At 69.0% G+C, this 20281-nt stretch carries 18 protein-coding genes and 3 pseudogenes; 6 read left to right on the forward strand and 15 right to left on the reverse strand.

Going from position 1 to position 20281, the window contains the following annotated elements:
* Positions 1-650 precede the first annotated feature (650 nt).
* From ACZ6WH_RS05380 to ACZ6WH_RS05420, 9 genes and pseudogenes are all read right to left on the reverse strand, one after another.
* A complete protein-coding gene (locus ACZ6WH_RS05380) occupies positions 651-1568 on the reverse strand; it encodes an AraC family transcriptional regulator (protein ID WP_469726158.1) in 918 nt (305 codons plus the stop codon).
* Between the two features lie 71 nt (positions 1569-1639).
* On the reverse strand, positions 1640-2548 hold the full coding sequence (locus ACZ6WH_RS05385) for a zinc-binding dehydrogenase (RefSeq protein ID WP_469726160.1): 909 nt from the start codon (positions 2546-2548) through the stop codon (positions 1640-1642).
* Positions 2549-3394: 846 nt separating this feature from the next.
* Positions 3395-4593 (reverse strand): annotated as a pseudogene (locus ACZ6WH_RS05390) (beta-ketoacyl-[acyl-carrier-protein] synthase family protein); the annotation flags it as partial.
* Positions 4590-4838 carry an acyl carrier protein gene (locus ACZ6WH_RS05395; protein ID WP_469726162.1) on the reverse strand — a complete coding sequence of 83 codons (249 nt, stop codon included), beginning with the start codon at positions 4836-4838 and terminating at the stop codon, positions 4590-4592. The pseudogene ACZ6WH_RS05390 and the gene ACZ6WH_RS05395, both read right to left, overlap by 4 nt.
* 104 nt (positions 4839-4942) lie before the next feature.
* Complete coding sequence (locus ACZ6WH_RS05400; protein ID WP_469726164.1) at positions 4943-5713, reverse strand: terpene synthase family protein; 771 nt, start codon at positions 5711-5713, stop codon at positions 4943-4945.
* Positions 5710-5916, reverse strand: coding sequence for a hypothetical protein (locus ACZ6WH_RS05405; protein ID WP_469726166.1), 207 nt, complete (start codon positions 5914-5916; stop codon positions 5710-5712). The genes ACZ6WH_RS05400 and ACZ6WH_RS05405 overlap by 4 nt, the downstream gene beginning before the upstream one ends.
* A 75-nt stretch (positions 5917-5991) precedes the next feature.
* Positions 5992-6240, reverse strand: coding sequence for a hypothetical protein (locus ACZ6WH_RS05410; protein ID WP_469726168.1), 249 nt, complete (start codon positions 6238-6240; stop codon positions 5992-5994).
* 344 nt (positions 6241-6584) lie between these two features.
* Positions 6585-6674: pseudogene (locus ACZ6WH_RS05415) on the reverse strand (transposase); the annotation flags it as partial.
* Positions 6675-7259: 585 nt separating this feature from the next.
* Positions 7260-8759, reverse strand: a complete 1500-nt coding sequence (locus ACZ6WH_RS05420; RefSeq protein ID WP_469726170.1) for an FAD-binding oxidoreductase — start codon at positions 8757-8759, stop codon at positions 7260-7262.
* A gap of 1045 nt (positions 8760-9804) precedes the next feature.
* Here ACZ6WH_RS05420 and ACZ6WH_RS05425 point away from each other — a divergent pair.
* On the forward strand, positions 9805-10233 hold the full coding sequence (locus ACZ6WH_RS05425) for a hypothetical protein (protein ID WP_469726172.1): 429 nt from the start codon (positions 9805-9807) through the stop codon (positions 10231-10233).
* A 55-nt stretch (positions 10234-10288) separates the two neighbouring features.
* On the opposite strand, the gene ACZ6WH_RS05430 is transcribed toward ACZ6WH_RS05425, so the two are convergent.
* Positions 10289-10693, reverse strand: a complete 405-nt coding sequence (locus tag ACZ6WH_RS05430) for a hypothetical protein (RefSeq protein WP_469726174.1) — start codon at positions 10691-10693, stop codon at positions 10289-10291.
* Positions 10690-11508, reverse strand: a complete 819-nt coding sequence (locus ACZ6WH_RS05435) for an IS5 family transposase (protein WP_469726176.1) — start codon at positions 11506-11508, stop codon at positions 10690-10692. Before ACZ6WH_RS05435 ends, ACZ6WH_RS05430 begins: the two co-directional genes overlap by 4 nt.
* Positions 11509-11846: 338 nt before the next feature.
* Between ACZ6WH_RS05435 and ACZ6WH_RS05440 the strand changes: the two genes are divergently transcribed.
* From ACZ6WH_RS05440 to ACZ6WH_RS05455, 4 genes are all read left to right on the forward strand, one after another.
* A complete protein-coding gene (locus ACZ6WH_RS05440; protein WP_469726178.1) occupies positions 11847-12308 on the forward strand; it encodes a pyridoxamine 5'-phosphate oxidase family protein in 462 nt (153 codons plus the stop codon).
* 379 nt (positions 12309-12687) lie between these two features.
* Positions 12688-13896, forward strand: a complete 1209-nt coding sequence (locus ACZ6WH_RS05445; protein ID WP_469726180.1) for an NAD(P)/FAD-dependent oxidoreductase — start codon at positions 12688-12690, stop codon at positions 13894-13896.
* A gap of 92 nt (positions 13897-13988) precedes the next feature.
* The gene (locus ACZ6WH_RS05450; RefSeq protein WP_469726182.1) at positions 13989-14885 is read left to right on the forward strand and encodes an RNA polymerase sigma-70 factor; all 897 of its coding nucleotides are present in this window, start codon (positions 13989-13991) and stop codon (positions 14883-14885) included.
* 171 nt (positions 14886-15056) lie between these two features.
* Complete coding sequence (locus tag ACZ6WH_RS05455) at positions 15057-16091, forward strand: NADP-dependent oxidoreductase (protein WP_469726184.1); 1035 nt, start codon at positions 15057-15059, stop codon at positions 16089-16091.
* A 26-nt stretch (positions 16092-16117) separates the two neighbouring features.
* On the opposite strand, the pseudogene ACZ6WH_RS05460 reads toward ACZ6WH_RS05455, so the two are convergent.
* Positions 16118-16307: pseudogene (locus tag ACZ6WH_RS05460) on the reverse strand (IS701 family transposase); the annotation flags it as partial.
* A 108-nt stretch (positions 16308-16415) separates the two neighbouring features.
* On the opposite strand from ACZ6WH_RS05460, the gene ACZ6WH_RS05465 reads away from it, so the two are divergent.
* Entirely contained in the window at positions 16416-16820 is a 405-nt protein-coding gene (locus ACZ6WH_RS05465; RefSeq protein ID WP_469726186.1) for a type II toxin-antitoxin system PemK/MazF family toxin, read from the forward strand.
* Between the two features lie 193 nt (positions 16821-17013).
* On the opposite strand, the gene ACZ6WH_RS05470 is transcribed toward ACZ6WH_RS05465, so the two are convergent.
* From ACZ6WH_RS05470 to ACZ6WH_RS05480, 3 genes are read right to left on the reverse strand one after another with little or no spacing between them, the layout of a single operon-like run.
* Positions 17014-17808 carry a MerR family transcriptional regulator gene (locus ACZ6WH_RS05470; protein ID WP_469726188.1) on the reverse strand — a complete coding sequence of 265 codons (795 nt, stop codon included), beginning with the start codon at positions 17806-17808 and terminating at the stop codon, positions 17014-17016.
* 15 nt (positions 17809-17823) lie between these two features.
* Positions 17824-18585 carry an ABC transporter permease gene (locus ACZ6WH_RS05475; protein ID WP_469726190.1) on the reverse strand — a complete coding sequence of 254 codons (762 nt, stop codon included), beginning with the start codon at positions 18583-18585 and terminating at the stop codon, positions 17824-17826.
* Complete coding sequence (locus ACZ6WH_RS05480; protein WP_469726291.1) at positions 18582-19391, reverse strand: ABC transporter ATP-binding protein; 810 nt, start codon at positions 19389-19391, stop codon at positions 18582-18584. Before ACZ6WH_RS05480 ends, ACZ6WH_RS05475 begins: the two co-directional genes overlap by 4 nt.
* Between the last annotated feature and the right edge of the window lie 890 nt (positions 19392-20281).

Raw genomic sequence — 20281 nt, forward strand, 5'->3', positions numbered from 1 at the left:
GGGCTGCGCCCGCGTGAAGAAGGGATGCCTGGAAGCATCAGGTACTCCGCTCAGAGAAAGCTCCGAGCAGCACAAACGTGCCGCTCCGGTCCGATCACGAAGCGGCTGGACGCCCAGGAAGAGAAGTGTGAGTCGAACGCCCCGCCGCTAGCGGGACGTCCTGGTCACCGCGGCGCAAGCGGCCGCGCACGAAGCAGCAGACATGCTGCGAACGCTACCAGGGAGAGGCGCTCAGGCCAGGCATCCGCCTGAGGCCCCATGCCCTCGCTGGTAGATCCGGTCGCCGGAGCTCTCGGGCGCGAGGAGCTCCTCGTTGCGGATTGGAGGCACCGGCTCCACGAGAACCTCGAGGCGGTACTGGCCCGCGTCGGCGACTCCGACTGCTCAGGCGCCGGCCTCGAACGGGACCGGGTGCGGCGCACCGGATGCCGGGCACGTGTGGCGCGCATCCCTTGCCCCGCGATCCGAGCGCGGAAGCCGCAACTACTGGCTGTCCTCGGTCTTGCCGCAGTCCGCAGCCGCTCCGAGCACCTCCAACAACTCACCGTACAGAGCAGGCCACGGACTTTGGTCATGCTCACGACCCGGACCGATCTCACCGAGGAATACGCGACAGCTCAACATGCGAGTCCATCAGTCCCGAGGCCGGATCACTTGCGAAGTCGAGAACGGTACTCGCCCGGGGCCGTGCCTCGGGCACGTCTGAAGGCACGGCTGAAAGCGTGCGGAGAGCCGTATCCGACGGCGCCGGAGATCGATTCGACCGGCTCATCGGTATCGCGGAGCCGGACGGACGCCAGGTCGATGCGCCACTGCGTCACGTACGCGCCCGGCGTCTGTCCAAGCGCCGACCGGAAACGCCTGGACAGCGTCGCCCGGGAGACGCTCGTCGCGGCCGCCAGGGCCTCCGTGGTCCAGGGGTGTCCCGGTTGGGCGTGGACACATGCCAGAGCGTCGCGCACGACCGGATCACGTAGCGCTCCCAGCCATGAGCCGGACTGCTCCTGCGGGTGGCGGACCAGCCAGGCGCGTACGAACTGGACGAGCAGAAGGTCGACGATGCTGTTGACGGCGGCGGTGGTGCCGATCTGTGGCTGTGCGAGCTCGGCAGCGAGAAGTTCGACGGTCCTTCTGAGCTGCGCGTTCTCCCGGGCTGTGACGTGCATCGGCCGGGCGAGGGAGGTGAGCACCGGTGTGCGCACCTCCGGGTCCTGCTCGTAGTGCAGGACGATCACTTCCGTCTCCACCGGCGCCGAGCCCAGCCGCAGGGCCCGGCCATCGCCAATAGACCGGGCCGCCGCCTCACGGTCGCAGGAACCCATCCTCACGCCGGCGCCGCCGGCTATCCCGTGTGCGGTGCCCGGCGACACCAGGACGGCGTCTCCGGCCTGCACCTGAAGAGGTTTCTCACCTGTGACGTGGAGCCACATGGTGCCGCGGGACACCACGTGCAGGGCCGCTCCTGAAGAGGAGTCCAGCCACAGACCCCAGGTTCCTCCCGCCTTCAGCCTGACCCCGAGCGCCCCACGCGCACCCGAAACACGCAAGACCTCCGCCAGCACATCCATGGGTCCATCCTCGTCCACCGCCGCGCACCGCCCACCGGCGGCCGGCGACGCATGTGTCCTCGTCCACAGCTTCAGGCCACGTCAAGAACGACCTTTCCGTGCACCTTCCGCGCGAACAGCGCCTGGACGGCGTCGTCCACGCCCTGCCAGTCGCCTCGCAGTCCGACCGGCGCCGAGAGCCTCCCGGTGGCCATGAGACCCAGCAGGTCCGTCAGCTCCCCGCCGGTCGGCGTCATGTCGCCGTAGGTGGCGATGCTGCGGGGTTCGCCGAAGCCGAACAAGGCCCCTGACGGGAAGGTGGTTTCCTGCCCCGAGGAGTAGCCGACCAGGTGGAGGGTGCCGCCCTCGGCCAGGGAACTCCACGCCTGGGCCACCAGCGGCCCGCCGACCGTGTCCAGGACGAGGTCGAACCGGTCCCCGGTCCCGGCCAGGTCGGTCAGGACCCTGTCGGCGCCGAGTTCACGGAGTCCGGCGGTCCGCTCCGGCGAACCGACGAGTGCCGTCACCCGGGCGCCCGCCAGCGCCGCCAGCTGGACGGCGAAGTGCCCCACGCCCCCGCTGGCGCCGGTGATCAGCACGTCGCGCGCCAGCAGGGAACGCTTGCGCAGCACCCGGAATGCGGTGACTCCGGCGATCCCCAGCGCGGCGGCGTCGGCCAGGTCCACGCCCTCGGGGACGGTGCCGAGCGAGGCGGGGCTGACTGCCACCCGCTCCGCCCACGCGTGGGGAGCCATTCCCACTGCGACGCGCGTACCTGCGGGCGGCCCCGAACCATCGGATGCGGCGCGCACCACGATGCCGGCCGCGTCGTGGCCGTGCACAGCGCCGGCCGGCCACTGGTGCACGTAATTCAGCTCTCCGAAGTTGAGACCGATGTGCCGTATCTCCACCAACGCCTCACCGGTGGACGGTACGGGCTCATCGACATCGGCGAACCGGACGGGTCCGGCCGCACTGTGATCGACCACAAGGGCGCGCATAGGGGGTGTGTTTCCTTCTCTCGTGGGTGCGCCTGAACACTCGGCGCGGCAGCAGATCGAGTGCGCAAATGCCGCACTGCCGCCTTCTCGGAACCCTTTCGCAGGACCGGGACAGCGACCAGACCCGTGAGAATCAACCAGTTGACGATCTGTGTCAGTGCGACTCGCGGCGCGTCGAGCCCTGCACCCGTCCGGTGGACGACGTGCCGGGCGACCGCGTCGACGCCCGGGCGGGCGTACCGCTCCAGGGAGGGGACGGAGGCGTGGCGGGATCGGGCCAGGAGCATCGGGGTGGAGGTGCCGCCCCACGTGGCAGCCGCGCGTTCGGCCAGCGCCTCCGGCAGCGCCGGATCGTCGATGACCGCGATGGGGAGGGTAGGGGGCACAATCGCCGGTTCCGCCCCATGAATCCGGGCAGTCTCCAAGCCCACCTGCGGGAGATCGGCGTCCCGCCACAGCGCGGCAGGACCTCCGCGATCCGCCAACTCGTCCTACAGGCCCCGGCCCCCGTCATCGCGAAGGCGCTCGGTAAGCCGGAAGAACCTGGAGTCGATACGCCTCCGGCGACCACACACGGTGACACCAGGCACGGCCTCAACGAGTAATTTGCGGCACCTCAACATGCGAGCCCACCAGTCCCGAGGCCGAAGCCCGGCCCGGAGCCGTGGTAATCGCGGCGATGTCGAACCTCCCTCGGCGCGGCCGCGGCCGCGCCTGCAGCCGGCGTCGTGTACGGATGCCACGTGCCCTTCGGCCGCGGGGGAGCGACCCGAGCCCCACGGGCGAGGGAATACGGCGCACGGCTTCGCATTCCGTCACCGCAGGCGCGGAGCAGGTCAGTGGGCGGAGGGCGAGGACGCTGTTGTGTCCTCCGAATCCGAAGGAGTTGCTCAGCGCCAGTGTGATCCGTTGCTCGTGGGTTTGCCCTTTCACGAGGTCGATGCCGAAGTTGTGGCGGTTGAGGTTGGCGCAGGGCGGCATGGGCGATGGACAGGTCGGTGAAGGCTGCTTCCACGGCGCCGGCCGCCCCGATGAGGTGACCGGTGACGCCCTTGGTGGAGGTCACGGTGGGGCGCCGGCCCAGCAGGCGTTTGAGGGTGGCGGCTTCCACCGCGTCGTTGCGCACGATGCCGCTGCCGTGGGTGTTGACGTGGTCGACCTCGTCCGGGTGGGCGCCCGCGTCGGCCAAGGCGGCATGGACGGTCTGGGCGGCGCCTGCCCCCTCGGGATGGGGGCCACCGCGTGGTGGGCGTCGGAGGTGGCTCCATAGCCGACGATGGCTGCGTATCCGGTCCGGCCGCGTGCCTCGGCGTCGATGGCACGTTCCAGAACGAGTACGCCCGCGCCCTCGCCCATGACGAACCCGTCCCGGTCGTCGTCGAAGGGACGCGAGGCTCCTGCGGGATCGTTGCTCCTGCGCGACAGTGCCCGCATCCGTGCGAAGGCACTCGTCATGAGGGGGGTGACGCATGCCTCCGTGCCCCCTGCGATCACGACGTCGCACGTACCGGAGCGCAGCAGGTCGACGGCGATACCGATCGCGGTGGCCCCCCCGAGGCGCAGGCGGTGCTGGTCTGGAGGCTGGGACCACGCGCGTTCAGGAGGATGGAGAGCTGCCCGGCCGCCATGTTGGGCAGGTAGTGCGGCAGCATCATCGGTGACAGGTGGAGCGGGTCGGCGGTGAGGAACCTGCGGTGCTGTTTCTCGTAGGTGCCCCTGCCCCCCATCGCCGTACCGAGGACGACGGCCACGCGCTCGGCGGGCCAGTCGGCGGGCGTGTGTCCCGCGTCCGCCATGGCCTCGCAGGCGGCGGCGACGGCGAACTGGGTGAACGGGTCGGTGTGCTCGGTCTGTGGTCCGCCCGGGAGCCCGGCCGGGCTCCATTCGGGTACGCGGCAGGAGAAGGCGACCGGCAGCCCGTCGAGTTCCGGGTCCGCCGCCGCGGTCGGCCTTGCCTCGCAAACCCGTTGCCAGGAGGCCGACCGGCCGATGCCGGCGGGGGTGACCAGGCCGATGCCGGTGACCGCCACCGCCCGTCCGGTCATGCCGCCGCCTGCTTGGCGCGGATGACATCGCACACCTCGGTGAGGGTCATCGTGGCCTCGATCTCGTCGTCCTCGATCCACACGCCGCAGTGGGACTGGAGCATGTCGTAGAGCTCGACGAGGACGAGAGAATCGAGGTCGAGTCCGGCCAGCGTGCTGTCGGCAGTGATGTTCCCTTCCGGGACGCCGAAGCGGTGCGCAAGGGTGTGGACCAGGAAGTCGTACACGGGCGTCGTCGGTTGCATGGAATCCTCCTGCGGACTGGGAAACGGGTGAGGTATCCGATGTGCCCCATGCCGTGAACAGCGGGTTCGGGTGCTCCGAGCAGGGCGGCCGCCGGCTCTGGCAGCTAGCGGGACGGCGGGTTCGGCCGGTGTGCCGGCCGGGCCGAGCCGCCGGCACCGGCGCGGCCCCCAGGAGGCCGGCCGGGCGGTACGGCCTGAGGGGGGGTGCCGCCCTGCCATGACGGCAGTGGCATCCGGTAGGGCTTGGCGTATTCGGGCTGGTAGCGGGGGACGGTGCGGTGCCAGTGGGTGATCCCCGAGGCGTAGCTGCGCATCCGGTCCACGTATTCGTTGAGGGCGGCCCGGTCCTCCTGGCCGAGATGGTGCAGCTCGGCCAGCGCAGGGAGCTCCTCGGCCACGATGTGTTCGAACTGCTCGGCCCTATTCCGGCGAAGGCGGGCCACATGTGCGGCGGCTTCGTGGACCGTACAGCCGAGAAAACGGCGGAAGACCCGAACCGCGTTGTTGATCGCCCTCTCGGCGAGGGCTTCCTTGTCGTAGGACACCAGGTCGTTGGTCAGGCCCAGGAATTCTGTCATGCACTGCTGAAACGCCAGCATGGGCGTGGACCGCAGCACGGGCCGCAGGCCGTGGATGCGCGGGCCCATGGCCACCCAGGCGAACATCGAGGTGAAGTTGTCGCCGAAGGTACGGCGCCGGCTCTCCATGTACTCCACCGGGTCGACGGGCTCGCTCCGGAGGTGCACGTCCAGTTCCCGTACGTTGGCCTGCGCCAGGAGGACGGTCTGGTCCCGAAGGTGGGGGAGCGCCTCGGGCGGAAACAGCTCCCGCGACAGTTTCCACACGGCCCAGGTGACTCGGTCCAGGGCGGTCACTGCCGGAATCCGCGCGTCGCCATCGTCGGGCATGAAGTGCGGCAGCCGCTCTGCCTGAGCCAGCATCCCGGCAGGTCGCGTTTGTAGGCGAAGTGAGCTGGATGGAAGTCGTCGGCGAACGTGCCGTGCAGGTACCACGCGGTGGTGGCCTTGACGAAGTCGACCGGGTCGTCGGGGCAGGTGACCGCACCGGTAAGGGCCATGTCGTTGTCGGTGAACCATTCCCGGCTCCAGGTGCCCCGTGGACCGTGGGAGTCCAGCAGTTCCGAGGCGGGCAGTCATTCCTCGTCGACCCAGCGCCGTACCTCTTCCAGATGCGGGCTGATCCTGAGCGGCCACGGCCGGTACACCCGGTCTTCCGCCACGCTCAGTTTCGTCTGTGCGTTCCACGACGCTTCGCGTGGCGGAACACGCAGTCCTGTCGTACCGAAGCCGTGCGGGCCGGTCGGAACGGCGCGGCTCTCGGCGGTGAGGTAGCGGGACGACTGCGTGTGCCATGCGTGGCCGCCGGCCTGCCAGTCGGACACGAACCGGTTCGGGGGCGGACCTGGTTTCGCGTCACTGGTGTTTTGAACTGGGGTTTCCGGACAACGAGGCAGTCGCCGCGATCAGCAATCACAAGATCGCGTGGGCTTATGATCCATTCCTTGTGGGTTCGACTCCCACAGGTCCGAGAATCGGGCATCCGGTCGTCGCGTCATGAACTACGGGGAACACTGTCCGTTGGGTTGTTGGGCGCCTGGCCTTCGAGTGCCTCAACCGTCGGCTGAACGGCTGTCCGGCCCGCCGCCGTGCGTCTGCGGAGTCCGCCCAGGCCAGGGTCAGTTCGGGGTGTCGAATGCGGAGGCGGAAGAGTACTGGAGCGAGGCAGGGTGACCATGACGGCGAAGGGGAGGCCGCGAGTGTCGACGGGCAGATGCCGCTTGCGTCCGTTGATCTTCTTGCCCGCGTCGTAACCGCGCGAGGTGGACGCCGACGGTCTCGGCGCGCTTGATGCTCTGCGACGCTGGTCGATGTATCGACTCCCCGCGCTGTGCACCGCGATCTGCCGTGCCCGCTCTCCGGGGCACACCAGCACCACAACCTCGCGGTCGCCATCGCCGCAGTGGACGCCATGGCCGAACGCGGCCACATCCGCGAGCCGGACGGGGAACAGCTCCGCTCACGGCTGGCAGCCACACACTGGCCCTTGGTCCTCACCCGCACCGACGCGCCCCAGGCGGCGAGCCGCACCGCGTTGCGCACTCGGCTTGCGTCCAGTCGCCGAGGACCGTGCCCGACCGCCGAAGACACTCTCTCGGCGCTGCGCCGGGCCGCCGAACTGGCCGGACCCGGCGGCTTGATCGTCGTCTTCGGTTCGCTGCGCCTGGTAGGGAATCCCGTACCGCACTCGGTCTGCAGCCCGCGTGAGGGGTGTGCGGCTCTTCGCCCGGCGCACATGTGGGCGGCGGCCTCGGACCGGCCGGAGGCCTCGCCGTATCAGGGGCCGCACGCTTTCATCGGGCCGGCGGTCTCACAGGCATCGGCCGTTGGCGGGGCGGCCGGGTCAGCGCGCGCCGATGGACTGAGGGTGGCGGAAGAGGCGGGTGGGGTCGTACCGGCTCTTGACGTGGAGCAGGCGCGCGTAGTTGGCCCCGTAGTAGGCGGTGCGCCAGTCGTGCTGCTCGGGGTCAGGGAAGTTGGCGTAGGCGGCGTCGGTGCCCAGGCGGCGGCGCAGGAGGTGGTGGGCGGTGCGGGTCTGGTCCAGGAGGCGTTGCGTTTCGTTCGGTGGTGTGCCGGGGTTCCAGTGGGTGCCGATGTCGATGACGTACGTCGCGTCCCGGTGCGGGTAGGCGGTCTCCTCGGGGCGCGGGCCGCCGCTGGCGCCGCCCATGGCGAAGAGGGTGATGTAGCCGCTTGCCTGCGCGGGGCCGGGCTGCCAGGCGCGGGTCCACTCGGTGATGTGTTCGAGGTCCCCGGGTGTCAGCCACCGGTCGGGGACCAGGGAGCGGGAGGCGTAGCAGTCCTTGGCGGCGGGAGTTTCCATGAGGTAGTCCTGCGCGGACCAGAAGCCGCGCTCCTGGAGGAAGGCGGTGGTGGGGCGGAGGCGCAGGAGGGGGGCCAGCAGGCGGCGCACGGCGTCCTCGGCACCCAGGCGCTGGCCGAGGACCACCACGGTGGTGGTGCCGTTGCCGGCGTGCTTGAAGGCGACACGTACGTCGAGATCGCCGGCGCGGTCGGCGGCCAGGAGATGCTGGAGTTCGGCGGTGACGGCCGGGCCGGCGGTGAGGGGGAAGGTGAGGTCGAAGACGGTGGCACGCTGCCGGCCGACGGGGACGGCGTCGAAGACGAAGGCGGTGTTGACGCCGAAGTTGCCGCCTGCGCCGCCGCGGCATGCCCAGTACAGATCGGCATTTTCGTCCGCGGCGGCGCGCACCAGGGATCCATCAGCCAGCACCAGACGGGTCTCGGCGAGGCGGTCGCAGGTCAGGCCCCACTTGCGGTCGTTGAAGCCGAGCCCGCCGCCCAACGTGAGGCCGGCGACTCCGACGCCGGGGCAACGGCCGCCGGGAAAGTACAGGCCAGCGGACCGGGCGGCGTACACATCGGAGTTGGTGGCGCCGCCGCCCAGGTGCAGACGGCTCCCCACGGGCTGGACGTCGTGCATCGGCCGCAGGCTGATGACCAGCCCTTCGGTGGTGGAGTGTCCGGCATAGCTGTGACCGCCCGAGCGGACCGCGAAGGGCATGGCCTGCTGGGTGCACCAATGCAGCGCCGCCTGGACGTCCTGCTCGACGGCGCAGGCCACCACCCCGGCCGGGCGGACGGAGGCGTAGCGCTGGTTGTCGGCGGTGGCCTGCGACGGGTAGCCGGGGTCCCCCGGCCGGTAGAGGCGGCCGCCGGGGCTCAGGAGTCGGGCCAGAGCGCGCCAGGCGGCCGGCTCTCGGCCCGTGCCGAGCACCGCCGTCGCGGCCGTAGCCCTTCCTGCTCCTTGGAACGGCGGGGCCAGCGCGGAAACGGCCGCGGCGGCTCCCGCGCGGAGGACTGTTCGCCGGTTGGTCTGCACAGCTTCTCTTCTCTGCCCCGTGACGGGCTGCCGGACCGGTGTGGACGGGCCACACTCCACTCGGGCAGCAACGCGGCTGTGCTGTGACACACCGAGAGACGATCATGGTTCACGCGAATATCCGCGCCCGGACATGTGCGGGGCCGATGGCGGCTCGAGTCGGACGGTGTGGTGGGCGGGCTTTTCAAACGGTGAGCCCGCAGCGGCGGGCGATGTCGAGAGGGGAGGCGCCGATCCGGTGGGCCGGACGCAGGAGCAGGGCTAGAACCCGGCCCGCCACATCAAGGGCGGCGACGCTGTCCTGGACGAAGGAGAGCGAGATAAGCCGTGGGGGACTTCGAGGACACGCTGGACCGTGGCGGCCAAGAGGCCTCCACCCGCCAGCCGCCGAAGACGCCGCTCGTGCAGCGCCTCCTGGTCCGCGCGGAAAGGGCTCCACGCGGGCCGTAGCGGCTCGCCTGGGTGTCTCCCAGCGCACCGTCGAGGAAACTTACCTCGCCTGACAGCGCAAGACCCCGCAAAAGCGCCTTGCAGACGCGCTGCGCCGCGAGGTGCCCAAGGTGTGGCAGCCGCGGGTCCGGCAGCGCCGCCGCAAGCAGGCCGCCGCCACCGCCGGCATCACCATTGAACTCTTCGACGCCCAGCAGCAGGGCACCAGCGACCAGTAGATGCGCTCAATCGAAGACGTTCGTGGGCGCGAGACAGATATCGGTGCTGACGGGCTGGGACGACTTGCACGGCCGCGAAGAACAGACGGGGGGTCCACTCTGGCGATCCGATCATGCTGTCCCTCGACTACCGGGTGGACGAGCTGCTCAGTGAGTACTTGAGCCGCTCCAGCTTCATGCTCCTGAAGCACGGCGCGCTGACCATCGTTGCACCCGTGCCGGGGAGGGACACCGGCCAGCGAACGGCGTCTGCGCCAGCAGGTCCGGCAACCCAAAGAGCTCAGAGGGGGGTTTGCGAGTTAATGCCCAGTTCGTCGTTAGGCTTGGATGGGAGGCGCTCTTGACCTCAACTTTGGTTGATGTACAACACTTGGCGCATGAAGATCACAAACAGCAGCGCCATTCTCTTCCGCAACACCATGCGCATCACCGACGGCCACCTCGACGGCTTCCGGCACGCCATCGCGCGGGCGGTGGCATTCGCTCAGGAGCACGGCCCCCAGCTAATGGTGGAGGTCTTCATCGACGAGGAGCGGATGCTGGCGTACAGCTTCCAGCTCTACCGTGACTCCGATTCCATCCGCGCCCACTGGCGGCTGTCGGACCCGTACATCCGCGAGGTGATGGAGCACTGTACCGTGCAGCACTTCGAGATATTCGGCGAACCGGACCACGACATCGTGGCGGTCCTCAAGACCCCCGACGGCAAATCCTTCCCCTTCGCCATCTCGCCCCGCATCGCCGGCTTCAACCGCCTTGAGAAGCCTGACCGGGGTGGTAACCCACCAGAGGGATTCATGAGCTGATGTCCGTTTCTGGGGGACGGGTGAGGTAAGTGTGCTGGTCGCGGGGCTCGGTCGGCTACTGCTCTCTGGTAAAACTGCCGGTGGTGACCTCGTCTAGAACGTCAAGCTTGACCATGCGTTTGAGCTTGGCGCGGGTGCCCTCGATGTTCTTCGGCAGCGATTCGTGATCGAGGGCTGCACAAACGTCGCGGGCACTCAGCGGTCCGGTGGCCTCGTTGAAGACGGCGAGGATGCGGGGGTAGTCCGGATGTTCGGGTAGATCGGTCGAGACCGGCTGGGTGGGGATTCGGTCGGCCAGGGCGGTGACCGTCTTCCGGGCGATCGTCAGGTGCTCGAGGTCCGTCTCGGTCTCCGCCAGTCGGCTCTGCAGCTCAGTGATCTGTACACGGAGGTCGTCGGCCGGGGACCGGGCGGCCTCCTCCTGGATGCCGAGCGCGTCGAGCAGGGGCTGGATGTTCATGCGGTCACTGCCTGCGGGCCGCGCCAGGTGGGTGTGGTGGCGCCGGTGAGCCTGTGCACCATGACATCGGTCATCGCCCAGTAGACGCGGGAGGCCGAGGAGGCCGGCCTGTGCGCGTAGTCGCGGATCAGACGCCGGTGCAGCATGAGGATCCCGAAGGTCTGCTCGATCTTCCACCGCTTCGGCTGCGGCACGAATCCCTTGTCCTGTGGATTGCGGTGGACGATCTCGACATCGATGCCCAGGTGGGCGCCGTGTGTGACCACCTGGTTCTTGAAGCCCTGGTCGACCAGTGCTTTGCGGACGGTGTCGCCGGCATGCTCGGCGACCTGGTCGAGAAGGGTTATGCCCGCGGCGTTGTCGTGCGTACTCGCGGCGAGGATGGTGACGGCGATGACCAGGCCCAGCACATCCACGGCCAGCCCCCGCTTGCGTCCCGGCACCCGCTTCGAGGGATCCCGGCCGGTTGTGGAGGAGGGGACCCCGGCGGCCGCGTGGACGCTCTGCGTGTCCAGCACCACCAGGGTCGGGTCTTCTAATCGGCCTGCCCTCTCCCTCACCTGGCAGCGCAGGAGTTCATGGATGACGTCGTCGGTCCCGTCGTCCCGCCACGCGGCGAAGTAGTAGTACGTCGCACTCTTCGGCGGCAGGTCGTGCGGGAGATAGGCCCAGTGGCAGCCGGTCCGGCTCTGATAGAGGATCGCGTTCACAATCTCCCGCACCGAGTACCTGCCCTGATGGCGGCTGACGGAACGATGCCGGTCCTTCCAGGTCCTGATCACCGGCTCGATCAACGCCCACTGCTCGTCTGACAAGTCACTTGTCTACGGCACGCGTTCACTCGCCCGATCAGATCAACAGATCAGCGACTGTGGACCGGCGAATTCCGCCTGCGTCCCACACCATCAGGCGACACTGAACTCGATCAAAGACTCGCAAACCGCCCTCTGAGAGGGCCCCGCGACGGGGGAGCGCGGGGCCCTGCTGGAAGCTATCGTGATGGCCTCCCCGCCCGGGCCCCGCGAGGGGGCCGCCTTTACCGACGGCCTGCACCGGGGAACAGGACCCGCCTTGGACGCAGCTGGTGTCGGCCCCGGGGCGTAGGGCCACAGCCCCATGTGTGTCCCGATCCTGCTGGGTAGCGTGGGCGCCTATGCAGAACATGAGAATCGTTGGTCGCTCGGTGGCGGAACGTAAGCGCGAGGCTCTGGAACGGCTCGCCGCGGAGCGGGATGTCTGGGTGGCGACGGCGCACCCTGAGCACGGGCCGCACCAGGTGCCCCTGTGGTTCTCATGGGACGGGCAAGCGGTGTGGATGTGTACCAGCGCGACTTCCGCGACGGTACGGAACGTGCGCAGGGAACCGCGGGTGCGCCTGTCGCTGCCGCACACCTTGGATGTGGTGCTGCTCCAGGGAGAAGCGGAGTGCTTCCCGAGCGGGGCCGTGCCAAATGAGGCAGCAGATGCGTTCGCCGGCAAGTTCGGGTGGGACCCGCGCACGGAGGAGAGTTCCTTTGTGTATGTGCGCGTAGTACCGAAGACGGTGCGTGCCTGGCGGGGCGAAGCGGAACTGCGCGGCAGGGTCATCATGCGTGACGGGGCGTGGCGGGAGTAACTGGCGTCCGCCCCGTGCATGCCGCTGCTTCTCTCCGCCACAACCGTCACCTTCGGCCCCGAGCCTTAACCGCTGACCGCCTCCAACCCCGGTCTTGGAGGCGAGGAGCTGCCCGGGGCGCGTAGCCCATCTCGGAGCGACGTCGAAGGCGCCTCGACGGCGAGAGGCGGACAACTCCTTGATCGGCGAGCGAATCCGCCACGTTTGTTTATTGCGTAATCAAGTGGGGCGGATGAGCGGCTCTGGTGAATTTCGGAGGTCCTCATCATCGTCAACCGACCGATCGCCGACGGACCTTGGGTGATCTGGCTCACGTCCTGTCACGGCGACCGTTGGCGCGGTGTCTTGAGGCCGAACACCTGGAATCGGAGGGAGCATGATGACTGGGAACACGCATGTGGTCGTGATCGGTGGCGGATACGCGGGCGTGATGGCCGCGAACCGGCTGATGCTGCGCGCCGACGTGGCAGTGACGCTGATCAACCCGCGCCCGCAGTTGGTCCACCGGGTCCGGCTGCACCAGCTGGTGGGCGGGTCCGACGACGCGGTCATCGCCTACCAGGACGTCCTGGCCGAGGGCGTCCGGGTGGTGGTCGACACCGTCGCCAGGATCGACGCGGCCGAGCGCAGCGTGACACTGACGGCCGACGGCACGCTCGGCTACGACTACCTGATCTACGCGGTGGGCAGCGGCAGCGCCGAACCGAGCGTGCCAGGGGCGACCGAGTTCGCCTATCCGATCGCCACCCTGGAGGAGGCACAGCGGCTGCGCCCGGCCCTCGACGCCGCGCCCGCGACGGCCCCCGTGACGGTGGTCGGCGCCGGTCCCACCGGCATCGAGACCGCCGCTGAGCTGGCGGAGGCCGGCCGCCGGGTGACCCTGGTCTGCGGAGGTGCGCTCGGCCCGTACCTGCGCGCCCGGGGCCGGCGCTCGGTTGCGAAAGGGCTGGCCAGGCTCGGTGTGACGGTCATCGACGGCTCTGACGCGATGGTGACGGCGGTGACCCGCGACGTTGTGCGGCTCGCCGACGGCCGTGAGCTGCCGAGCGCGGTCACGGTCTGGACCGTCGGATTCGGCGTTCCGGATCTGGCCGTCCGCAGCGGGCTGAGCACCGACGCGGTAGGGCGCCTGCTCACGGACGAGACGCTGACCAGCGTGGACGATGCGCGCATCCTCGCGGCCGGGGACTCGGCGGCACCGTCGGACCTGCCGCTCAGGATGAGCTGTCTGAAGGCGGTGCCGCTCGGCGCGCGGGCCGCCGATACCGTGCTCAGCCGACTCGCGGGTGAGCAGCCGCAGAACCTCCATCAGTCGATGTACGCCCAGTGCATCAGCCTGGGCCGAAGCGCGGGCATCTACCAGTTCGCCAACAGGTCCGACGTCGCGGTGCGGCTGCACATCGACGACGGCCTGGGCGCCAGGATCAAGGAAGCGGTCTGCAAGGGCATCCCCAAGCACCTGGCCGGCGAGGCGCACAAGCCCGGCTCCTTCAGGCTGCACCGCATGCCGGGAGGTGTCGCCAAGCGCCGGCAACTGCTGCGCGCCCACCGCGCCGAGGCCCCGGCCGCCGCCGACCGGGCAGCCTGACCGGTGCCTGCTGCGAGGATCCAGCTGTGGACGCAGGCGAACGCCGTCGGCCGCCAGGGCCGACCGCGACGGACGGGGAGAGGGGACGAGAGATGAGCGACGACACCACCGACCCGGCGACCGAGACGTTCATCGCCCACCGCAACCTGCTCTTCACCGTCGCCTACGAGATGCTCGGATCGGCCGCCGACGCCGAAGACGTCCTCCAGGAAACCTGGCTGCGCTGGGTCAAGGCCGACCTGGGGCAGGTGAACGACCAGCACGCCTACCTGGTGCGGGTCACGACCCGGCAGGCGCTCAACCGGCTGCGCACGGTGAAGCGCCGCAGGGAGGCGTACGTCGGCTCCTGGCTGCCCGAGCCGCTGCTCACCACGCCGGACGTGGCCCACGACATCGAGCTCGCCGAGAGCGTGTCGATGGCGCTGATGCTCGTCCTTGAGACCCTGTCGCCGATGGAACGCGCCGTCTTCGTGCTGCGCGAAGCCTTCGACATCGGCTACGACGAGATCGCCGAGGCCGTCGGCAAGAGCCCCGCGGCTGTCCGCCAGATCGCCCACCGCGCCCGCCGACACGTCGATGCCCGGCGCCCCCGCCGGGTGGTCTGCGCGAACGAGGGCCAGGCGGTGCTGGAGTCGTTCCACCGTGCGGTCGAAACCGGGGATCCGCAGGCCCTCCTTGACGTGCTCGCCCCTGATGTCGTGCTGATGAGCGACGGCGGCGGCATCAAACACGCCGCGCTGCGACCGGTCACCGGCGCTGAGCGGGTGGCCCGTATGTTCGCCGGCGGGATCGGCAAGTTCGAAGACACGCTCACCGCCGAACCGGCCGTGGTCAACGGCAACCCGGCGCTCCTCGTCCGCCTGGACGGCGAGATCGACGGCGTCATGGCGATCCGCGTCCAGGACGCCCGCATCACCGGCCTCTACTACGTCCGCAACCCCGAGAAGCTGTCCCACGTCACATCCGTGACCCCGCTCACCCTGCGCTGAACACCAACGGTCCCCGACCCGCGGACGTCAATCCGTACACGAGGTCCAACCCGGCCGGCCTCGCCCCGGCCGCCTTCGTTGCATGGGGCCGCTTCGGCCGCGAGCCCTTCACCAGCTGACCCGCCAGAGAGATGACCGATGAGCCGTGCAAGCAAGCGAAGGGGAGAAATCATGAAGGCAGTGCGCTACCACTCCTACGGCGGCAGCGACGTCCTCGTCCACGAGGAGGCAGACCGGCCGGTGCCAGGTGTGGGCCAAGTAGTGGTGCAGGTGGCCGGCACCTCGTACAACGACGCGGACTCCGGCCTCCGCGCGGGATTGCGACAGGACCTGCTCCCGCTGGCCTTCCCGCACATTCCCGGCCTCGACCTGGCCGGAGTCATCACCGAGGTCGGCGAGGGCGTGACCAGCTGGAGCGTGGGGGATGCGGTGGTCGCGCTGCTGCCGGCGGACGCGCCCGGCGCGGCCGCCGAATACGTCGCCGCATCCGCCGAGGCGCTGGCCACCGCCCCCCGCACCGTCGAGCTGGCCGACGCCGCCGCCCTGCCTCTCGTCGGGCTGACGGCATGGCAGGCGTTGTTCGAACACGCCGACCTCCAGCCCGGGCAGAACATCCTGATCAATGGCGCGGGCAGCGCGGTGGGCGGGTACGCCGTCCAGCTTGCCGCGCAGTCCGGTGCCACCGTGACCGCGACCGCCGGCGCGCGCAGCCGCGACCGTGTCCGCTCCTACGGCGCGGACCGGATCGTCGACTACACCGTGACCCCCGTCGTGCGGGCGCTGGCCGGGCAGCACTTCGACGTGGTGCTCCAGTTGGCTCCCGCCGGCCCCGAGGAGAACGCGCAGCTGGTGGACCTGGTCGCCGACGGCAAAGCCTTCGTCAGCGTCACAACCCCCGGCCCGCAGGATGCCGGGCGCGGGGTGCGCACGGTGCACGTGTTCGTGCGCAGCGACGTCACGCAGCTCTCCGACCTGGTCGCCCGTGTCGACGCCGGAGATCTGGCGATCGAGGTGGCCCAGCGGCTGCCACTGGCCGACCTGGCCACGGTCCACGCCCGCGCCGCCGGCCGGTTCGCCCGGATCGCCGAGCTGGCCGCCCGGGTCGAGGGCGGAGACCTGGCCGCGCGGCTGCGTGCCGACCAGGCCGCGGTCCGTGCCCCGGCTGCCGCCGGAGAGCTGGCCGGCAAGACCGTCCTGACCCCCTGACCACCTGACCCGAGCGGCGCCGGCACCGGCCCGGTCTCCCCGGCCCACTCGGCGATGGTCCACAGTTCGTGCGCGGCAGGTCCGACAGCGGGCCGAGTATCAACCGCCGCGCCCGCAGGCGGGGTTCAACCCGCGTAAGCCGGCCTGCGATCCGCCCGTCAGGCCCGCGAACGCCTCTTGCCACCGGGCAGGGTCTACGCTGTGAACTGCGGCCACCGCATGATCGTTTGTCTTCTCAGGCCGATGACCAACGGTGGCTGCCCTCGTCTCCACAACGCGTCAGGGGCGCGCAGTTCCGCCTGCCGTCCTGAGTCAGGAGGGCATGTGCAGCGTGGCGAAGTCTGGTGGGTGGAGTTCGACGAGCGGCGGCTGGTCGTACTGCTGGCGGCAGACGACGCGTCCAGGATCCGGGCGATGCAGGTCGTCACTCCTGCGGGCATCGACATCAGCGGTCTGGGCGTCGAAGTGCACGTAGGCGTCAGGGAAGGGCTGCCCTTTGAAGGCGTCCTGCGGTTCGCTTTCCCACGCCCGGGCCTCACCCCCTGCACGTGGCTGACCACCGTCTCCCGGGACGACCTGATCGAGCGGGCGGGCGTCCTGTCCTCCGCGAAGCTGAGCGAGATCGAGGGCGCCCTCCGTCTCGGCGAACAGGCGAAGGAACGGACCCCGGCGACAACCGCGAAGCTCAGCGAGATGAGGGACGCCCTTCGTCTCGGTGAACTCGGGTAGGCGGAGAGGCGCCACTCACCATCGAGATCACGATCTACGGGGCGGCCGGAGCGGAGAAACGAGGGCTACGGCAGCTACTCAGCACTACATGCCCGTTCGCCGTAGCTCTACGAGAACAGGGCCGAGGCAGACGGCCGCCCCCTGCCAGCACGTGCACCCCTGGATAGCGTCACTCCAGGACCCTGACCTGCCTTCAAGATGGCGGCAGCTCAGTGTTGAGTCTGTCGGCAGGCACCTGCTCGATGCGGGTCCAGCCCCTCCAGCCCCGCTCCTCCAGGATTGCCAACAGCCGCGCGGCGTGCGGTGAGGACTCGACCATGGTTGAGTCCAGCAGGTCGACGAACTGATCGTCGATGCCGTCATCGGCATCCGCCTCGCCGGCCTCCACAGCGCGAACCATCAAGCGCTCCATGATGTCGGCGACCTCGACAATCCGCGGATCGTCGGTCGGCCGGTCGAGTACCCCGCTGAGAAGGCTGTAGAGCTTCACCATCTCGGGGTCGTCCAGCTCCTCGTGCTTCTTGGCGATCACGGAGTCGATCGAATGCGGCACCTGGGCGGCGATCATGATCCAGGCGTCCCGCTCCATCTCGATGTACCGCTCCTCAACGCCGAGACCGCGCAGCCGGTCGAGGTAGTCCACAACGCTCTGCGGAAGCGCCAGGTGCTCTCCGGCGGCGAGCCTGGCGAGTCGGCTGCGCGTGTCCTGCAGCCGCCGGATCTCGGCACGCAGCGCCTTGTCGATCTCCTGGACGCCGCCGGCGAACTCCTCCGGCCCGGCGTCGAGGAGTTCCTGCACCCGGGCCAGCGGCACGCCGGCGTCGGCGAGGGTGCGGATCCGGATCAGTCGCACGACCGCGACAGCGTCGTAGGTTCGGTATCCGGACCGGTCGCGCTCGGGCTCCGGCAGCAACCCGATCCGGTGGTAGTGACGGACCGCCCGCACCGTCACTCCGGCGTACGCCGCAAGCTGGCTGATGGTGAGCATGGGGCTCAGCCTGCCTCAGGCGATCTTCCGGCGATAGGCGGCCATCGCGAAGATGTACGCCACGACGAGGATGCCGACGCACCACGCGAGGGCGGTCCGGATGTCGTCGCCGACCGGCTGCTGGGCGAACAGGTTGCGGATCGTGTTGACGATCGACGTCACCGGCTGATGTTCGGCGAACCAGCGCACCGGGCCGGGCATCGTCTGTGTGGGCACGAACGCCGAGCTGACGAACGGCAGGAAGATGAGCGGGTAGGCGAACGCGCCCGCTCCCTCGACCGACGACGCAGAGAGCCCGGGGACCACGGCGAGCCAGGTCAGCGCCAGGGTGAACAGGAGCAGGATGCCGGCGACCGCGAGCCATGCAGACACTCCTGCCCCGGAGCGGAAGCCCATGAGCACAGCGACGCCCACGACGAGCACGAGCGCGATCAGGTTGGCGACCAAAGAGGTGACGACGTGGGCCCACAGCACACCCGACCGCGCGATCGGCATGGACTGGAATCGCTCGAAGATCCCGCTCTTCACATCGGTGAACAGCCGGTACGCGGTGTAGGAAATGCCTGAGGCGATGGTCATGAGCAGGATCCCGGGCAGCATGTAGTTCACATACGAAACCGACCCGGTATCGATGGCGCCGCCGAACACGTAGACGAACATCAACATCATGGCGACCGGCGTGATGGCGGTCGTGATGATGGTGTCCATGCTGCGTGTGACATGGCGTAGGGTCCGCCCCGTGAGCGCGGCAGTGTCGTTGAGGAAGTACGCGGTCATCGTCGTCCCCCGGTTGTCGGCGCAGTGGCGTCGCTCTTGTCGCTGCCGCCGATGACTGCGAGGAAGATTTCCTCGAGCGTCGGCTGCTTCTCGACGTACTCGACCTTGGCGGGTGGGAAGAGCTGCTTGAGCTCGGCGAGGGTGCCGTTCACGATGATCCGACCCTGGTGAAGGATCGCGATCCGGTCCGCCAGTTGCTCGGCCTCGTCCAGATACTGCGTGGTGAGCAGCACCGTCGTTCCGTGGCCGGCGAGCTCTTTCACCGCATCCCACACCTCGATGCGCGCCTCGGGGTCAAGACCGGCCGTCGGTTCGTCCAGGAATATCACCGGCGAATTCCCGATGAGGCTCATCGCGATGTCCAGTCGGCGGCGCATCCCACCCGAATACGTGGACACTCTCCGCGCGCCCGCTTCGCTCAGCGAAAAGCGTCTGAGCAGGTCATCCGCGATGGTGCCGGGGTCCTTGACGTGGCGCAGCCTGGCGACGAGGGCGAGGTTCTCCCGACCGCTGAGGATCTCGTCGACGGCGGCGAACTGTCCGGTGAGACTGATGGACTCCCGCACGTTCGCCGGTTGCGTGGCAACATCGAAGCCATTGACGTTCGCCGCCCCCGCGTCGGCTTTCAGGAGCGTGGCGAGGATCCGTACGGTCGTGGTCTTACCCGCTCCGTTGGAACCGAGCAGGGCGAAGATGGCGCCCGGCGCCACGTCGAAGTCCACACTGCGCAGCACTTCGAGTTTCCCGTACGACTTCTTGAGACCCTGCACGCGAATCGCCGGTCCGGCGATCGATGGGGCTGTCATGGTCATCTTCCTCCCTCGTGGAGCTGTTCCAGGCGACTGCGCGGAAGCTCCTTCGGAAGAATGGAGGGTTGACCCAGCGTCAAGGTCAAGGCTGTTCCGACCATGACATCCAGATCACCGGTCGATCAGACACATAGCAGCAACGGCGAACTGCTTGTCCCGAGCTCGGTAGGCCGCGAACCCGCCATACTCATAGCTGTCGGTGAACCACTCACGCGTCGGTTCCTGCGACTCACCGGCCAGAAATCAACGAACCCACCTGCTTCCAACCGCTCCAGGGCGAACTCCCGCCCCGCGGTGCCGAGGTAGACGGTGTCGCCCTCGGGATAGGCCTCAGTGACGTCCGCGGTGCAGATGGGCGGGAGCGCACCGGCGCCGACTTCGAGGAACTGCTGGCATCTTCCGGTTTCCGCCCCAACCACATCGTGCCGCCCGAGATCCTGTCCTTGTCATCGAAGCCGTCTGACCGGCACCCACCGGCGGCCAACAGAACAGCAGTTTCGCCCGGACAAGAGCCGGGCGAAACTGCGCATTTCCCGCCCGCGCTCTTATGTCCAGTGGAGTCCGAGGTTGGCGAGTTGGGTGAGCTGGTCGGCGGTGAGTTTGTCGCGTCGGCTCTTGGTGTTCGATAGAAATACGCCCAGCCTGACCTCTGCAGCCGTGCTGCCGTCGCCGTCCCAGTCCTCGGCAGAACCTCTACGTGGGTGCGGCTGATGGGCCCTACGGAGCCTGTGCGGGCCTTGTACTGCCGCAGGGCTGCGATGCCTCGTTCGAAGGTGCCAGAGCCGCCCTTGGCTGAGCCGAACAGGCGGTGAATCCGTACGGTGGTGTCGCCCAAGTGGCGTTCGCGGCCTGACTGATCATGGAGCAGACGCATGATTGCCTCCACG

The organism is Streptomyces sp. NPDC050806 (genome assembly GCF_055586425.1).

Excerpts from the sequence above, each read along its gene's own strand:
- ACZ6WH_RS05380 (WP_469726158.1), bottom strand. The coding sequence starts at position 1,568 with ATGGATGTGCTGGCGGAGGTCTTGCGTGTTTCGGGTGCGCGTGGGGCG.
- ACZ6WH_RS05385 (WP_469726160.1), bottom strand. The coding sequence starts at position 2,548 with ATGCGCGCCCTTGTGGTCGATCACAGTGCGGCCGGACCCGTCCGGTTC.
- ACZ6WH_RS05395 (WP_469726162.1), bottom strand. The coding sequence starts at position 4,838 with ATGCAACCGACGACGCCCGTGTACGACTTCCTGGTCCACACCCTTGCG.
- ACZ6WH_RS05405 (WP_469726166.1), bottom strand. The coding sequence starts at position 5,916 with ATGGCCCTTACCGGTGCGGTCACCTGCCCCGACGACCCGGTCGACTTC.
- ACZ6WH_RS05425 (WP_469726172.1), top strand. The coding sequence starts at position 9,805 with ATGAAGATCACAAACAGCAGCGCCATTCTCTTCCGCAACACCATGCGC.
- ACZ6WH_RS05430 (WP_469726174.1), bottom strand. The coding sequence starts at position 10,693 with ATGAACATCCAGCCCCTGCTCGACGCGCTCGGCATCCAGGAGGAGGCC.
- ACZ6WH_RS05440 (WP_469726178.1), top strand. The coding sequence starts at position 11,847 with ATGCAGAACATGAGAATCGTTGGTCGCTCGGTGGCGGAACGTAAGCGC.
- ACZ6WH_RS05445 (WP_469726180.1), top strand. The coding sequence starts at position 12,688 with ATGACTGGGAACACGCATGTGGTCGTGATCGGTGGCGGATACGCGGGC.
- ACZ6WH_RS05450 (WP_469726182.1), top strand. The coding sequence starts at position 13,989 with ATGAGCGACGACACCACCGACCCGGCGACCGAGACGTTCATCGCCCAC.
- ACZ6WH_RS05455 (WP_469726184.1), top strand. The coding sequence starts at position 15,057 with ATGAAGGCAGTGCGCTACCACTCCTACGGCGGCAGCGACGTCCTCGTC.
- ACZ6WH_RS05470 (WP_469726188.1), bottom strand. The coding sequence starts at position 17,808 with ATGCTCACCATCAGCCAGCTTGCGGCGTACGCCGGAGTGACGGTGCGG.
- ACZ6WH_RS05475 (WP_469726190.1), bottom strand. The coding sequence starts at position 18,585 with ATGACCGCGTACTTCCTCAACGACACTGCCGCGCTCACGGGGCGGACC.
- ACZ6WH_RS05480 (WP_469726291.1), bottom strand. The coding sequence starts at position 19,391 with ATGACAGCCCCATCGATCGCCGGACCGGCGATTCGCGTGCAGGGTCTC.